We start from the raw sequence: 14,478 nt of genomic DNA on the forward strand, positions 1-14,478 counted from the left end.
GGCGGGCGGATTCGCCGGCGACTTCTACGACATCACCGCCGGTTTGAACTACCATCCGAACGCGAACGTCCAATTCCGTCCGGAAATCCGCTACGACTGGTTCAGCGGCCAAGACCTCAACGGCGTCAAGCCGTACCACGACGGCACGGCCAACCACCAGTGGATTTACTCGACGGACATGATCGTGCAGTTCTAACGGTTGATCTCCGCCGCCAGGCGGACTGGCGAACGTCACTTGAATCGCCGCGGCAGCCAAACTGCCGCGGCGATTTTTTTGCACTGGTGTAGAGTGCGTCAAGCGAAGCGCAGACGCACCATGAAGCGCCAGGGTGCGTCGCAACGGATATTAAATCTGGTTCGCGTCGCTCTCTGGTCGGTGACTCTTCTTAAGCGGCCTTCGTGAGCTGCTTCCGATGTGCGCGACGCTGCGCGAGGATTTGGTCGGCTAGCACGCCGACGAGAATGACGCCTCCCATCACGGCAAAGTTCAACGAACTTGGGATGCCGAGAAGATTGACGGCATTCTGTAGTACCTGAAGGAGCGCGGTCCCGATGACCACTCCGAGGATCGATCCCTCTCCGCCGCGAAGGCTGCAGCCACCGAGCACCGCGGCCGCGATTCCATACATTTCGTAGCCGATACCGAAGTCGCTGGCCTGAATCGTGTTCGTATCGATCGCGAACAGGATGCCGGAAAATGCCGCCAGCACCGTGCAAAGGACGTAGGCGCCGGCAACAACGAGCTTGCTATTAATTCCGGAGTAACGGGCCGCGTCTTCATTGCGGCCCACGGCGAACAAGTATCGGCCGTACACCGAGCGGTGCAGCACGACCCACATGATCGCCGCCACGGCCACAAATGCAACGAACGGCGCTCCGATGACATACCTGGTGAACGGGATCCCAACTCTGCCCGATGCCAGCGCCCGGAAAACCCCGAAATTCTCGGCGCCGAAACCGGCGCTGGCATCGGAAATAATGTAGCGGGCCACGCTCCGATAGATGAGCATGCCGCAGAGCGTGACAATGAACGACTGCAGCCGGACTTTTGTGATCAAGAAAGCATGGATCGCTCCCAGGCAAGCGGCCCCCGCAACGATAACGGCGGTCGCGATTGGCCAGGGCCAATGCCACTCGCGCAGCATGATATAAAGTGTCACTCCCAGCAAGGCGAAGACGGATCCGACTGAAAGGTCAATGCCTCCTGAAATGATAACCAATGCCAACCCGACACCAAATATGCCGAACATTCCGATCAGTGTCGAAAGGTTCTTGACGTTGTAGGGGCTATAGAAATTGGGCGTAGACCACCCTACCGCCAGGCAGACCGCAGCCAGAATCAGGAAAATGCCAAGTTCCTTTTTCACGCGATCGCCCTTCTTTCTGCCATCCCGACCGCCAAATTCATGATCCCTTCCTCAGTCGCCTCGTTCCGATTGACGATGCCGGTAATCGCGCCCTCGTGCATGACGGCGATGCGATCGGCCACGCCGAGCACTTCTTCCATGTCGGAACTGATCATGATGATCGCGACTCCGTTGGCCGCCAAGTCGCTCATCAGCTTGTAGATCTCGGCTTTGGCGCCGACGTCAATTCCGCGCGTAGGCTCGTCAAAGATCAACACCCGCGGTTTGAGCGCCAACCACTTTCCCAGCACGACTTTCTGCTGGTTCCCGCCCGAAAGATTGGCAACGCGCGTCTCGACAGTCGGCGCTTTGATCCGCAATCGCTTGATCTGTTCTGCGGCGGCGCGGGACTCTCGGTTTCGGCTAATCAAGGCGAGCTTGGTATAGTTCCAGATGCCAGGCATCGAGACGTTCTCCCGGATCGACATATCCGTTACGAGGCCCATTTTTCGGCGATCTTCGGGAACCAGAAAGATTCCGGCGCTGATGGCATCGCGCGAAGAGTGGATCGCGACGGGCTTTCCGTCGATCGAGATGCTTCCTTCCAGCGGCGGATCGACTCCGAAAACCGCTTGAGCGACTTCGGAGCGACCGGCACCAACAAGACCGGCAATACCGAGGACCTCGCCGCGCTCGACGTCGAAGCTGACGGTGGCGTGCGGATTGGCGGCAGTGCGAAGCCCCCGGACCTGCAAGCAACGACCTTGCCGCTCGCCGGAAGTACGCACGAATAGATCCTTCAGGTCGCGGCCGACCATCAAGCGGACCATATTTTGATGATTGATCTGCTCGCGGTCCAGGAAACCGGCATTCTTACCGTCGCGCAGCGCCACCACGCGATCTGCGCATTGTTTCACTTCGTTGAGTCGGTGAGATATATAGATGATGCTGACGCCTTGATCACGCAGATCCTTAATCGTGGCCAGTAGCCGACCCGTCTCGGTGAGTGTTAAGCAACTGGTCGGTTCATCCATGATGATGATGCGGGCGTTCTGCGACAGCACCTTAGCGATCTCCACCATCTGCTGCTGGGCCAGAGATAGTTCGGAGAGCGGCGTCGCGGGATCGATATTCAGCCCCAGCCTCTTCAGATGAATCGCGGCCTGATTTCGCATCGTCGAGCGGTCCACCAGGCAAAGCGGCCCGCCCCACAGCCGCTCGCGGCCGAGAAAGACATTGGCCGCCACGTCGAGATTATCGAGTACGTTCAGTTCCTGGTGGATGAATCCAATCCCAAACTCGATTGCCTGGTGCACGGAACGGATCGTAACCGGCTTTCCTTCCAAGCGGATCGTCCCGGCATCGGCCTGGTGGACGCCACCAAGGATCCTCATGAGGGTCGATTTGCCGGCGCCATTCTCGCCGATCAGGGCGACAACTTCTCGCGGAAAGAACTCGAGCGAAACGGAATCGAGCGCGACCACGCCGGGAAACCGTTTGGAAATCGACGACAATTCAAGCAAGGGAATCGGCATGCGTCGTCGGTCGTGGAAGCCGCGCCCGTCGCTTAAATTCACGCGGGTACGACACCCCCTCCACGTGTCATCTCAAGTACGTCGGAGTGCAAGGCAAGTTGCAGCGAAGGCGGTTCTGCCCGGCGCATCGTTGCAAAACTCACTTGCCGCGAAGCTTCTTGAGGCGCGCGGAGAATTCGTCAACCGTGTCCTTATTGATCGCCAGCGTTGGCACAATGATGACCTTGCTATCGGGGACGACACTCTTGTCTCCCCCAATCACTTTGGCCATCAGCGTGATTGCCTGGTAGCCGAATTCATAGGGCTGTTGCACGACGGTCGCGAAAATGGCCCCATCCTTCACTCCAGCCAGGGTCTCATCTTCCTCATCAAAAGTGACGATCTTGATTTTACCGACCTTGTCGGCATCTTTCACGGCATTGTAGATGGCCGGTCCGTTATAGCTCCACAGGCCAACGAGACATGCCAGCTCAGGATATTTGAGGATCGCATCTTTGACGTTGGACTTCGCCCGGACACGATCGGTCTCATCGGTGCGGACCTCGATGATTTCGACTTTGGAGCCTTTCAGCGCCTCTTGAATTCCGGTGTATCGGTCTTTGGCGTTCTGGGCGTCGAGCGTGCCGACAAAGATCATGATCTTTCCGCCGTTGGGTAGCGCCTCTTTGATCAATCCGCCCGCTTGGCGACCGGCGGCCGTATTGTCGGTTCCGATGTAGCAGGCCCGATCACTGGCCGGAGCGTCCGAGTCGTGGCAAATCAGCAGCGCCTGTTTGGCCGCTTCGTTGAGCAGTTCCGTTTGATTGGCAGGATCCTTGGGGCTGATCGCGATTCCGTTGACGCCTTTGGCGAGCAGGTCTTGGACGATCCGTTTCTGAGTGGCGGCGCTGCCGTCGGCGGGGACTTGAAAATCGAGCTCAACATTTCCCAGATCGGCAACGGCCTTATCGCAGCCGGCGTGAGCATACGTCCAGAAATCGGAAGCATTGTTGGTGACGAACGCCAATTTCACCGTCTTCGCTGCGGCAGCGGAAGGAGCAGCCGCGGAAGGACTGGGAGTCTTCGTGCAACCGACCAGCGCGGTCATGCTAAAAAGCGCTGCAGCAATTCCGCAAACTACCGAACTTCGATGGAGCATTTGCCGAGTCCTTTGTTATTGACCAGCCATTGACTTGACGATTGCAATCCGTGCGAATAGATCGGGACCGAGCGAAAAAACAGAAATGAGTCACGATCGCAAACGGATGTCCCGCGAACGAGCGATTCTAAAATGCCCGGCAGCGGATCGCAAGTAGGAGCGCTGTACAGAGTTTTCGATTGATAAGGATTGGCACAACTGACTACAGCCAGAATCGCGACGCGAACAGCGCAGTCAAAGCGGGCAAAACGGCGAGGATTTGCCGCAAATTCGGTGCAGGCGCAGCGTTTTCAATTGTCGCGGAAGAACGGCCGATTCAAACTGCACGACCCAACTTCCTTGACAAAGGCGAACTGCAATTCTGCTTCGCGGAATGGCAACTCGCGCCTGCACGAATGACCCAGACTACCGAGCCGAAATTGCTGCTCGCCTCGGACGGCCCCCGCCGGACTAGCGCATCGCACGAGACCGCCGAATATCCGCGAGCGGTTGCCGCGGCTCTGCCGACCGAGGCCGGCGACTGGCGATTGGAGGGACTGTTGGGGGAAGGGGCTTTAGCAAGAGTTTTCCGCGCTCGGCCCGCCGCTAGTCCAGCGGGCCACCGCGCCGCCTATGCCCTGAAAATGTTGCATCGTCGCTGGGAAGAGCAATCGGAAGCGGTGGCCCTGTTGCGCCGCGAGGCAAAGGTCGGCCGGACGGTGGTTCATCCGCACGTCATTCCCGTGCTGGCCGCGCATCTGCACGACGCGCCGTACTTTGTCGTGATGCCGCGGCTCGTTGGGCAAACGCTCGCCGCTCGGCTGCGCGGCGGCCCGCTTAATGCGTCAACGGCTCTGTGGATCGCCCGGCAAACCGCGGAGGGACTCTCTGCCATGCACCGCCACGGCTATCTGCATGGCGACGTCAAGCCGGCCAATATCTTTTTGGCCCGCAACGGGCATTTGACGCTGCTGGATTTGGGGTTCGCGCGGGCATTTGGCGAGACCGGCTCGGCCGCCAATCGGCTGGTGCTGGGCACGATTAACTATCTGGCCCCCGAGCTGCTCACTTCCGCGCTCGCGGCCGACGAGCGAACAGACATCTTCAGCCTGGGGATCGTGCTATTCGAGATGCTCGCCGGCCGGCTGCCGCTGGCCGCCCGCGACCTGGCGGACCTGTTGCGGATGCACAACGAATACCGGCCGCCCAATCTTCGCGCTCTGCGGCCCGATCTCCCGCCCGAGTTGGCTCATCTCGTGCGGCGGATGCTTTTCAAGGAACCATTGCGTCGCCCGCAATCGATGCAGGAAGTGATCCACCAACTCGTGCGGCTGGAGATTGACGCACTGGATGAGCGCGCAGCGTGACGGCGCAGACTGTTTCCGCGGCCCAGACGGAGGTGGCACTGGCCAGCGAAGTCGGCCAGTGCCGGAACCTGCCGCCGCGGTGATTTGAAGGATTGCCGTGACTGAGAAGCCTAATGTGCGGGCCCATTTTGTCTGGCGATTCAGCACTGGCCGACGTTGCTGGCCAGTGGCACGCGACGCGGACTAACTCCGTGACGGCCGCCCATTGATCTCTGGCCTCCCTTCTCGATAACTTCTGTCGAGCAAATCCATCGGATGCACGATCTCCAGTCGCTCGCCTTGCTGGCGGGCTTCGCGGGCGATTTGGAGCAGGCAGCCGGCGTTGGCGGTGACGACCACGCGGGCGCCAGTGCTGACGACGTTCGCCAGCTTCCGTTTGCTGAGCCGCTGGGCCATCTCGGGTTCGGTGAGATTGTAAGTCCCTGCCGCGCCGCAGCAGAGTTCGGATTCGGGAAGCTCCTTGAGCATGAGGCCGGGGATTTGGGCCAGCAGCCGCCGCGGGGCTTCGCGGATTCTTTGCGCATGAACCAGATGGCAGGCGTCGTGATAAGTTGCGGTCGTCTCGATTCGCCCTGGCGGAGGAACAATCCCCAGGCGATCGAGAAACTCATGGATGTCTTGCACCTTGGCGGCGAATTGCTCGCGGTCGGGTTGGCGATCGTCGTGCCAGTGATGGCCGTAGTCTTTGAGCATCGCCCCGCAGCCGGCGACATTCACGATCACGGCATCCAAGTCGCGATAGTCGAAGGCCGCCAGATTGGCGTCCGCGAATTGGCGGGCCGGCTCGCTCGCGCCGGAGTGGAAATGGATCGCCCCGCAGCAGCCTTGTTGCTGGGGAACGAACACGTCGCAACCATTCTTTTGCAAGACGCGGGCGGTGGCCCAATTCGTGTGGCGAAACATCGCGTCCGATACGCAGCCGGTGAAGAGCGCGACCCGCGCGCGGCGCTTTCCCTCGGCGGGCAGGAACTCCGGCAACCGGCGATCGTTGCGGCGCGGCGGCGGCAACATCGCGACCAATTGCCGCAGCCGCTGCGGCAACAGCCGCAGCAATCCGGTGACTTCGGCGAACCGGAGCAGGCCAAGCCGCTGGGCGATCCGCGCGGGAATCAACAGCTTACGCATCCGATTCGGATAGGGAAACACACCGAACAGAATCCAGCGGTGAAACCAATCTTGGCTTTTTTTCGGCCCATCGCCCGTGTGTTCCATCGCCACGCGGAATGGTTCGATTAGCTTGCCGTATTGCACGCCCGACGGGCAGGCCGTTTCGCAGGCCCGGCAGTCGAGGCAGAGTTCCAGATGCCGGCGGACTTCGCTCGTTAGTTCGAGCCGGCCATCGGTCACCGCGCGCATCAAATAGATGCGGCCGCGCGGGCTATCGTTCTCATTTCCCAGTTCCGCGTAAGTCGGGCAAGCGGCCGTGCAAAGCCCACAATGCACGCATTCGAGGAACCGCCGATAATCGATTCCCGCACCCGGATTCTGTGGCGCGTCCGGACTCGACGGCAGCGATACTTCGACCTTCGCCCCATCCGCTCGCGGCGGGTCTTCTGTCTCCAGTGATGCTTCTGTAATCGTCGTCATGCGTTGGAATAAACAAACCGGCCTGGATTGAGCAAGTTCTTCGGATCGAATTGGCGTTTCACCGCTTCCATCAGCATAGCAGCGCCGGCAGTTGTTCCCCAGACAGCCTGCCGCGTGAGTTCGCCGGATAGCGTTGATGAAAGTACGATTAGATTGCCGGCCGCGTTCTGGGCCGCAGGCTGCAGGCGGCCGACGAGGATTCGTGACACGCCGCCTGCGGGAAACGTAGGATATCGGGCCAGTACGATTCCGTTGCCGGCGTGGGCCTGGATCGAGCAATCCGCCACCGCATCCGTGAGCAACCGGACCATCTCGACCGCGCGGCTGGGCGGAACGTTGGCCTTGAGGACGAGCGCCGATTCGGCTGCGGGAAACTCGCGGAGCCGGTGCCATAGCCCCACTGCGCGATCATCAGCAACAATATTTCCCGTCGCTCCTTGAGCCTTCAATTCTTCGACGAGTGTGGTTTTCATCCATTCGACTTCGGAACCGGTTCCTTCGAGCGCTACGACGAGATGGCCGAATTCGCCGCTTGTCAATGGCTCGAGCGCCGGATCGTCGCGCCACGCCGGGCCGGCGACGAGTTCGATCGCCACCGGCGTAGTCGCTGATGCAACGAGCGCCGTCAGGAGCCGCTCCGCATGCGCCAGATCCTTGACCCGGCAGGCGAAAAGAGCCGTTTGCTCCGGGATCGGCTTTACCTTGAGCGTCACTTGCGTGATCACCCCCAGCGTTCCCAAAGAACCGGTGAGCAGCTTGCAGAAATCGTAGCCGGCGACGTTTTTCACGACGCGGCCGCCCCCTTTGAACGGCTTGCCGCGGCCATCGACGGCGTTGATGCCGATCACGTAGTCGCGAATCGTCCGATGCCCATAACGGAGCGGGCCGCTGAAGTTCGTCGCGATTACGCCGCCGAGCGTCGCCCGATCCGCCTGCGGCACGTCGATCGGCAGCCGCTGGCGTTCGGCCGCCAACGTTGCGGCCAGTGCTGACATCGTGATCCCCGCCTCGACCGTGATCGTCATATCGCGGGCCGGGTAATCGATCAACCGGTTCAGTTTGGCAAGCGACAATTCGACTCCCGGCCGCGCGGCCGGCAAGCCAAATCCCAAGCTCGTCCCGCCACCGACCGGATAAACCGGCGTGCCGCCGGCAAATGCGTCAGCAATAGCGGCTACGACGGCCGGCTGCGCGGCGGGAGTGATCCTGTCTGGCATTTCTCAACCGTCGTTTCGTACTTCGTACTTTATACTTTGTACTTCACACCGCCGCTCTGCGGCCGGGGCGGGTTTGTTCCATTCCGCAGGCGCCGGCCGTCGGCAGCATTTTGCAAGGGCTGAGGCGATTTTCAGGATTGAACGCCGCGCGCAGCCGTTCCATCGCAGCCAGATCATCGTCGCTGAATAGCTTTCGCATGTAGCCGATCTTTTCGACGCCGATGCCGTGCTCACCGGTGACGCTCCCGCCGCAGGCGATGCACTCGTTGAGGATCTCGCTGCTGGCCTTGAGCACGCGCTCGGTCGCGCCCGGATCGCGCTCGTCGAACAAGATGATCGGATGGATATTGCCGTCGCCGGCGTGGAAGACATTCACGATTCGCACCTTGTAGCGCTTGCCGATTTCGATGATGTGCCGGAAAATGTGCGGCAGCTTGGTTCGCGGCACGACGCCGTCCTGTGTGCAATAGCTCGGGCTGAGCCGGCCGATCGCGCCGAACGCTTGCTTGCGGCACTTCCAGAGCAACTGCCGCTCCTTGGCGTCGCGGGCTTGGCGCACCTCGCGAGTGCCGCACTTCTTGCACAGCTCGATGATCCGATCGCGCTGTTGGTCGAGCCCGGCTTCCAGTCCATCCACTTCGATCAACAGGATCGCTTTCGCATCGAGCGGAAAACCGAAATGAAAGGCCTGCTCGACCGCCTCCAGAATCCCCTGGTCCATCATCTCGAGCGCCGCCGGGATGATTCCCGCGCCGATGATCTCGCTGATCGTGTTGGTGGCGTCGTCAACCGAATCGTAAACGCCCAGCAGCGTGCGGCAGCCTTGCGGATCGCGAGTGAGGCGGACCCAAACCTTCGTGACGATCGCCAGCGTTCCCTCGCTCCCGACGAGCGCGCCGGTGAGATCGAGCCCCGGATAGTCCTCGGCCGGCCCGCCGGATTGAAACACCCGCCCGTCCGCGAGCACGGCCTCGACGCCGAGGACGTGATTCACCGTGACGCCATACTTGAGCGTGTGCGGACCGCCGGAATTGGTAGCAACATTGCCGCCGATCGTACACGCCCCTTGGCTCGAAGGATCGGGGGCGTAATGGTAGCCGGTCCCCTTCAGCGCCTGAGTTAGCCAGGCATTGACCACTCCCGGCTGCACCACCGCATAGCGATCGCGGATATTGATCTCGAGAATCTGCTTCATCCGCGTGAGCACGATCATCACCCCGCCCCCTACCGGCAGGCAACCTCCGGCGAGGCTCGTCCCGGCTCCACGGGGAACGATCGGCGCGCCATGGCGAACGGCCGCCCGAACGATCCGGGCTACTTCGTCGGTCGTTCGCGGGAAAACGGCCACGTCGGGACAATTCTTCTCCATCACGAACCCGTCGCATTCGTAGACGACCAGATCGGAATGGGCCGATAGCACGCCGTCGAGCCCGACGATCTCGCGGAGTTCTTCGATCAAGGGAGTGAGGATTGCCGGCGGCATGGGATTCGAGAGTGACGACGGGTCGGGTAGCGGAATTCGCCAGAATTCCGACTGCGTACGGTGTGTCAAGTCAGCGCTGATACACCGACGGCACTGTAGATTAGAGGTGCCGGCCTTGCACCCGCTAGGCTCGCCGCGCGGCTGCCGCACCCTCACCCCAGCCCTCTCCCAGAGGGAGAGGGAGTGGCGCGGGACGAGCATTGCGGCTAGGCTCATGATAATCCGCGAGCCGAAAAGGAGCGCCAACGATGCCCGACCCGATCCGCATCACCGTCTGGAATGAATTCATCCATGAAAGGACGAAGCCCGAAGTCCAGCGAATCTACCCCGACGGAATTCATCGGACGATTGCCGATGCGCTCGCACAGCAGCTTGGCGCCGCGATCGCGGTCCACACTGCCACGCTCGAAGAACCGGAACACGGGCTAAGCGAAGCGGCGCTCGCCGCGACGGACGTCCTGTATTGGTGGGGTCATGCCGCTCACGACCGCGTCGCCGACGGAATCGTGGATCGCGTGCAGCGGCGTGTGCTCGAAGGAATGGGGCTCGTCGTGCTCCATTCGGGCCACGCCTCGAAGATCTTTCGCCGGCTGATGGGGACAAGCTGCATGTTGCGATGGCGCGATGCCGGCGAGTTGGAGCGGCTTTGGATCGTGAACCCGGCCCATCCGCTCGTCGAAGGTCTCTTGGGCGAATGCTTCGCGCTGCCGCAATCGGAGATGTACGGCGAGCAATTCGACATCCCCGCGCCGGATGAATTAGTGTTGGTGAGTTGGTTCGCCGGCGGCGAAGTCTTTCGCTCTGGCTGCACCTTCCGCCGCGGCAAGGGAAAGATCGTCTACTTCAGCCCCGGCCACGAAACGTTTCCGATCTACCACGATCCGAACGTGCAGCGTATCCTCGCCAACGCCGCCCGCTGGGCCGCCCCGACCGGCTCCGCCTATCACGGCGAAGGCCGGCAAATCCGCGAGCCGCTCAGCCCGAAATAACGTCACTGGCGCGGGATCACGGCGCGATGGAGAGATTGCGGTACTATAACAGCGTGCTGCCGCTCGAATTCGGATCATCGCGGTTGGCCGCCCGTTGCCCCTGCGGCGCTGCGAGCGTCGATGACGAGGTGAGCCGGTCTCGGAGTCCGTCAACGCGAAATGCCGGCACGCTGCCTTCGTGCTTGGTTTTGATCGCGGTTTGCGAGGCATGCACGAGATTCCAAACGCGCTGGTACATTTCCGGGCTGATCAAGACTTGCCCTGGACCAGCGCCGTCGCAATATCGCGACGTTCGGTTCACGGCATCGCCGATCACCGTAAACTCCATCCGCTCTTCAGAACCGATGAAGCCGTGCAGTGCTTCGCCACAGTGGATTCCGATTCCCATCTCGCAAACGACCTGACCGCGAGCCTGCCGCGCGCTATTGACCTCGGCGATCGCGGCTTGCATCGCCAGCGCAGCGCGGACGGCCTTGGCGTGCTGATCGGGATCGGGTTCGGGGCTGCCAAAGACGGCCAGGATCGCATCGCCGATGAATTTGTCCACCGTGCCGTCGTGCCGAAAAATCGCACTCACCAGAGCCGAGAAGTAGCTATTGAGCATGTCGACGATATCGACGGCGTCCATCGCGGCGCTCGTTTTGGTGAACCCGCGGATATCGGAAGAAAGGATCGTCACCTCCGATTTTTCGCCCCCGAGCTTCAACCGGCCGTGCCGGGCTTTTTCCAAAAGCCGGCGGCGAATCGCGGGAGAAAAGTTGGTCAGCAGTCGTTCGATGAGTGCCGCGTTGCGACGGAGATCCTCGCGCAACTGGTAATTCGCGATCGCCAGCGCCACATGTTGCCCGGCCGCGACGACCAACTCCAGGTCCGTCTCGGCAAACTCGTGCGAGCTGTCGCAGTTGTCGACGCAGATCACGCCGAATGTCTCGCCGCGCCAAGTCAACGGGGCATAAATGCCCTCGGCGATTTGCAGCGTCATCATGCTTTCAGAAACGGCGTTTACGTCCGTGCCCCTTCGCCAAATGAACCCTCCGCCGCATTGCATGGCATGTTCGGCCAGCGTTGTGCTAATGGCCGGCTGTCCCGGCGGCAAATGAGCTTTGAGCAGCAACCCCGCTCCGCCAGAATCTCGCAGCAGCAGGGCGCCGCGTTGCGCCGCGGGAACGGACGCCACCAAGCGATCCACCGCGAACTGCAAGAGTTGGTCCAAGGGCGCGTCGGTCCCGAAATACAAAAGCAGCTCGTAGAGCAATCGCTGCTGACGGCTCGCCGCGGGCTCCGCGGGGTCGAACGGCACGGGCAATCCGCCGATGAGCGTGGTCGGGGTGGCCGCCAGCGAAGGCGCGCCCCCTCCGTCTTGCGCGGACGCGCCCAAGGCCACGGGCTCCTTCGCCTGGAGGATCGGGGAAATCGTGACGTTGTCGATCAACAGCGGCGCCGCAATAAACAGCGTGGTCTGGCCGATGCGGATTTCGCTCTTTTCCGTCAGCGCCACTCGGCCCTTGCCGCGGATATCATCGCCGTCAACTCGAGTTCCATGTCCGCTGCCGAGATCTTCGACCCAGAACTGGCCGCTGTCGAAACTGATCCGCGCATGAGGGCGCGACACGGCCATGTCAGGGGAGAGATCGAGGTCGACCGAAACGCTTCCCGGCTTGGCGCGGCCGATGACGACCGCCGCGGTCGGAGAATCAAACAGGCTTTCTTCGCCTTTATAGAGGTAGCGGATTCGCATCGGTTCTCAACGGCCGGCCGACTTCCAGTCCGGCGGCGGCATAAGGATGGTACCATTCCGCAACAGAACTCCCGCCGAAACGTCGTACTCCTCGAATATAACAAGTCTATACACAACTCGAAGCCACCGCATAGAATTAGAACCCCTCACAAAACCGCCGGGACGAAGGGGACAGTCCCCAGTTTTGCTCCGCGGACTCCGCAAAATGGGGACGGTCCCCGGCGGTTTTGTGAGGGGTTTCTAAACGCTTTTAAAATCCGACTTGATGAGATTCTTCCGCTCATGGGCCAGCAATACATTTATCAAATCGGCGATCTGGTCAAGAAATTTGGCCAGCGCGAAGTGCTCAAGAATATCTGGCTTGCCTTTTATCCCGGGGCGAAGATCGGGGTGCTCGGGCGAAACGGCTCTGGCAAGAGTTCGCTGCTGCGGATCATGGCCGGGCAAGACAAGGAATTCGACGGCGAGGCCAAGTTGAGCGACGGCTTCACTGCCGGCTATCTCTCGCAGGAGCCGCGGCTCAATTCAGAGAAGGACGTGCTAGGGAACGTCGAAGAAGCCGTCGCCCACACTCGGGCCATCCTGTGGCGGTTCGACGAGATCAACGCAAAGCTCGGGGAGCCGCTCGAACCGGACGAGATGGACAAGCTGCTCGCCGAGCAGGCCCGCGTGCAAGATCAGATCGAAGCGCTCGGGGCTTGGGAACTCGACCGGCAGATTGAGATCGCGATGGACGCGATGAACCTGCCTCCCGGCGATGCCGACGTTTCGAAGCTCTCGGGCGGCGAGCGGCGGCGCGTCGCGCTCTGTAAGATTCTGCTCGAGCGGCCCGACCTGTTGCTCTTGGACGAGCCGACGAACCATCTCGATGCCGAGAGTGTCGCCTGGCTCGAGCGGCATTTGCACGATTATTCCGGCACGGTGGTCGCGGTCACGCACGATCGCTATTTCCTCGACAACGTGGCCGGCTGGATTTTGGAACTCGACCGCGGCCGCGGCATCCCGTGGGAAGGCAACTACAGCTCGTGGCTCGAACAGAAGCGGGATCGGCTGAAGCTTGAGGAAAAGGCCGCCTCCGCTCGCCAGAAGACTTTGGACCGCGAGCTGGAATGGATTCGGATGGCCCCCAAGGCCCGGCAGTCGAAGAGCAAAGCCCGCATTCGAGCCTACGAGCAAATGTCGGCCGAGAAATTCCAGGAGCGCGAGGACGAGTTTGAGATTCAGATTCCGCCCGGCAAGAAACTTGGCGAGTTGGTCGTCGAGGCCCAGGGAGTGTCAAAGGCCTATGGCGATAATCTGCTATTCGAGAATTTCAGCTTCCGTTTGCCCGCCGGCGGGATCGTGGGCGTGATCGGACCAAACGGGGCCGGAAAGACTACGCTGTTCAGGCTCATCACGGGTGAGGAACAGCCGGATGCGGGCACAATTCGAATCGGCCCGACCGTCGAAATGGGCTATGTGGATCAGACGCGCGACGCGCTCGATCCCGAAAAGAGCGCTTTCGAGGAGATTTCCGGCGGGCACGATACTTTGGAAATGGGGGGCCGGAAGATCAATGCCCGGGCTTATGTCGCGAGGTTCAATTTCACGGGGCAAGATCAGCAAAAGCGCGTTGGCGTGCTCTCCGGCGGCGAGCGGAACCGCGTCCACCTGGCCAAGCTGCTCCGCCGCGGCTGCAACCTGCTCTTGCTCGACGAGCCGACGAACGATCTAGACGTCGACACGCTTCGGGCGTTGGAAGAAGCGATCGTCAACTTCGCCGGCTGCGCCGTGGTGATCAGCCACGATCGCTGGTTCCTCGACCGGATCGCCACTCATATCATCGCCTTCGAAGGGGACGGCTACGTCCACGTCTGCGAAGGGAATTTTCAGACCTACGAAGAGCAGCGCCGCCAGCGGCTAGGAATGGAAGCCGACCAGCCGCACCGATTCCGGTACAAGAAGCTGCAGCATTGATCTGACGATCTTCGCACGAAAAGACCGCTAGATCCCGGAGCCGGCCGCAGCCTCTCATCAGTGCCCTACGTGCCCGGCGGCGGGCCTCGATTTGATTAAATTAGCCAGAACAATTGGCGAATTTAATCATAGACGCGGTTGTA

General features: G+C 61.2%; 11 protein-coding genes. 4 read left to right on the forward strand and 7 right to left on the reverse strand.

Annotated features, from left to right (window positions below; translation table 11 throughout):
- The coding region (locus tag VGY55_12345; protein ID HEV2970752.1) for an outer membrane beta-barrel protein at nt 1-196 on the forward strand (196 nt) is incomplete at its 5' end.
- A 190-nt stretch (nt 197-386) separates the two neighbouring features.
- Here the strand turns inward: VGY55_12345 and VGY55_12350 are convergent.
- From VGY55_12350 to VGY55_12360, 3 genes are all read right to left on the reverse strand, one after another.
- Nucleotides 387-1,367 (reverse strand): ABC transporter permease, encoded by a 981-nt coding sequence (locus VGY55_12350; protein ID HEV2970753.1) that lies wholly within the window; start codon nt 1,365-1,367, stop codon nt 387-389.
- Nucleotides 1,364-2,881 carry a sugar ABC transporter ATP-binding protein gene (locus VGY55_12355; GenBank protein ID HEV2970754.1) on the reverse strand — a complete coding sequence of 506 codons (1,518 nt, stop codon included), beginning with the start codon at nt 2,879-2,881 and terminating at the stop codon, nt 1,364-1,366. The genes VGY55_12350 and VGY55_12355 overlap by 4 nt, the downstream gene beginning before the upstream one ends.
- 139 nt (nt 2,882-3,020) lie before the next feature.
- Nucleotides 3,021-3,968, reverse strand: coding sequence for a sugar-binding protein (locus VGY55_12360; protein HEV2970755.1), 948 nt, complete (start codon nt 3,966-3,968; stop codon nt 3,021-3,023).
- A 446-nt stretch (nt 3,969-4,414) separates the two neighbouring features.
- On the opposite strand from VGY55_12360, the gene VGY55_12365 reads away from it, so the two are divergent.
- Nucleotides 4,415-5,365, forward strand: a complete 951-nt coding sequence (locus VGY55_12365) for a serine/threonine-protein kinase (protein HEV2970756.1) — start codon at nt 4,415-4,417, stop codon at nt 5,363-5,365.
- Between the two features lie 183 nt (nt 5,366-5,548).
- On the opposite strand, the gene VGY55_12370 is transcribed toward VGY55_12365, so the two are convergent.
- From VGY55_12370 to VGY55_12380, 3 genes are read right to left on the reverse strand one after another with little or no spacing between them, the layout of a single operon-like run.
- Complete coding sequence (locus tag VGY55_12370; GenBank protein HEV2970757.1) at nt 5,549-6,952, reverse strand: (Fe-S)-binding protein; 1,404 nt, start codon at nt 6,950-6,952, stop codon at nt 5,549-5,551.
- Complete coding sequence (locus tag VGY55_12375) at nt 6,949-8,169, reverse strand: FAD-binding oxidoreductase (GenBank protein ID HEV2970758.1); 1,221 nt, start codon at nt 8,167-8,169, stop codon at nt 6,949-6,951. Before VGY55_12375 ends, VGY55_12370 begins: the two co-directional genes overlap by 4 nt.
- Before the next feature lie 43 nt (nt 8,170-8,212).
- On the reverse strand, nt 8,213-9,652 hold the full coding sequence (locus VGY55_12380) for an FAD-linked oxidase C-terminal domain-containing protein (GenBank protein ID HEV2970759.1): 1,440 nt from the start codon (nt 9,650-9,652) through the stop codon (nt 8,213-8,215).
- A gap of 248 nt (nt 9,653-9,900) precedes the next feature.
- Here VGY55_12380 and VGY55_12385 point away from each other — a divergent pair, with 248 nt between their 5' ends.
- Complete coding sequence (locus VGY55_12385; protein ID HEV2970760.1) at nt 9,901-10,641, forward strand: ThuA domain-containing protein; 741 nt, start codon at nt 9,901-9,903, stop codon at nt 10,639-10,641.
- A 43-nt stretch (nt 10,642-10,684) separates the two neighbouring features.
- On the opposite strand, the gene VGY55_12390 is transcribed toward VGY55_12385, so the two are convergent.
- A complete protein-coding gene (locus VGY55_12390) occupies nt 10,685-12,379 on the reverse strand; it encodes an adenylate/guanylate cyclase domain-containing protein (protein ID HEV2970761.1) in 1,695 nt (564 codons plus the stop codon).
- 282 nt (nt 12,380-12,661) lie between these two features.
- On the opposite strand from VGY55_12390, the gene ettA reads away from it, so the two are divergent.
- A complete protein-coding gene (gene ettA / locus VGY55_12395; protein ID HEV2970762.1) occupies nt 12,662-14,335 on the forward strand; it encodes an energy-dependent translational throttle protein EttA in 1,674 nt (557 codons plus the stop codon).
- Nucleotides 14,336-14,478: the final 143 nt, after the last annotated feature.

This window comes from Pirellulales bacterium (assembly GCA_035939775.1).
Lineage (GTDB): Bacteria > Planctomycetota > Planctomycetia > Pirellulales > DATAWG01 > DASZFO01.